Source organism: Soehngenia saccharolytica DSM 12858 (assembly GCF_059568515.1).
The window spans coordinates 1-1,813 of record NZ_JCANTN010000066.1 but is presented as its reverse complement, the minus strand read 5'-3'; the positions used below and the strand labels follow the sequence as shown (position 1 = coordinate 1,813).

1 protein-coding gene is annotated in these 1,813 nt (G+C 34.7%); it reads left to right on the top strand.

The window, feature by feature from the left end; translation table 11 throughout:
• The coding region (locus tag BO51_RS10055) for a Na/Pi cotransporter family protein (protein WP_496486305.1) at positions 1-1,712 on the top strand (1,712 nt) is incomplete at its 5' end.
• Positions 1,713-1,813: the final 101 nt, after the last annotated feature.

Here is a 1,813-nt window from a genome sequence, read left to right as displayed (position 1 = left end):
GATTAGAAAAGAAGACTATATTATTATTTAAGAAATTGATAATTATTACAGTGGAAAACTGTAATTTGATTATAACTATATTGTACAAGGAGGATACAAAAATTATGAGTTTAATGATCCCTGTCCTTGGGGGATTGGGAATGTTTCTTTATGGCATGACTATTATGGGTAGCGGATTAGAAAAAGCTGCTGGAAACAGACTTAAATCTATAATAGAAGCATTGACTACCAATAGACTCATGGGAGTTTTAGTCGGTACAGTAGTAACTATGATAATTCAGAGCAGTAGTGCTACTACAGTAATGGTAATAGGTTTTGTAAATGCTGGACTTATGACACTTCCGCAAGCTGTTGGAGTTATAATGGGTGCGAATATTGGGACAACAGTAACAGCTCAATTAATAGCTTTTGACTTATCTGATATAGCTCCAATCGCAGTAGCTTTAGGAGTCGCAATCTGGTTGATAGCAAAAAACAAAAATGCAAAATCATACGCTGAAATATTGATTGGTTTTGGAATACTTTTTATTGGAATGGGTATGATGAGTAGTGGGCTAAAACCATTAGCTGAATTACCTGCATTCACTAGAATAATAACTAGTTTAAACAATCCAATACTTGGCATGCTAGTAGGGTTAGGCATAACTACATTAGTACAGAGCAGTTCCGCATCCATTGGGTTGTTAGAAGCTTTAGCAAAAGAAGGTTTGGTTACGATAGGGATATCATTGCCAATTCTTTTTGGAAGTAATATTGGGACAACAACAACAGCATTAATATCAAGTGTTGGTGCTAATAAGACAGCTAAGAGAGCTGCTGTAATTCACTTCCTATTCAATGTTGTTGGAACGATTCTATTTATGAGCTTGTTGAGCTACCCTATCAAAAAATTAGTTGTGTACATATCGCCTAATGATGTTACAAGACAAATAGCTAATGCACATACGTTTTTTAATGTCATCAATGTAATGGCCTTGCTGCCGTTTGCGAATTTATTGGTAAAAGCAGCTGAAAAGTTAGTTCCTGGCGGAGATGAAGTCGAAGTAGCTGAAGCTATATACTTAGATAAACGTATCATACAAACACCTTCAATAGCATTGGCACAAGCAAAAAAAGAGACCTTAAGAATGGGAGAATTAGTTCAGGACAACCTTTCTGCATGCCAGAGAGTAATAATAGAAGATAAAATTGATGATGTAGACTCTATTCTTGAGAAGGAGCAAATAATCAATAAGATTCAAAGAGAAATAACCGAGTATCTAGTTGCACTTTCTAATGCTCCACTTTCAGATGAGCAACATACAGATATAAATGCAATGCTTTATGTAATCGGAGATATTGAAAGAGTAGGAGACCACGTTGAAAATATAACAGAACAAGCGCTATTCAAATATGAAAATAACATTTATTTCACCCCGGAAGCAGTAAAAGAACTTACTGAAATGTTTGAGCTCTGCAAGAAAGTATTCGACACTGCCATGTTGTCGTATAAAGATATAGATGAAAACTTGGCTAGACAAGTTTTAGCCTTAGAGGATGAGGTAGATAGACTTGAAAAACAAAACAGAGCCAATCACATTGAGAGACTCAATCAAATGCTGTGTAGTACCGGTGCAGGAGTAGTATTTTTAGATGTAATAAGCAATTTGGAAAGAGTGTCTGATCACTCAAGAAATATTGCGATGTACGTATTAGATAAATTTAAAGAATAATTAATATTAAGGCGAATTGTATAATTAAATGAAACACAACTAAAAAAACAACGCTCATGAGAGCTTCTCTGTTATAATGTTATCAACGACAATAAACAGAA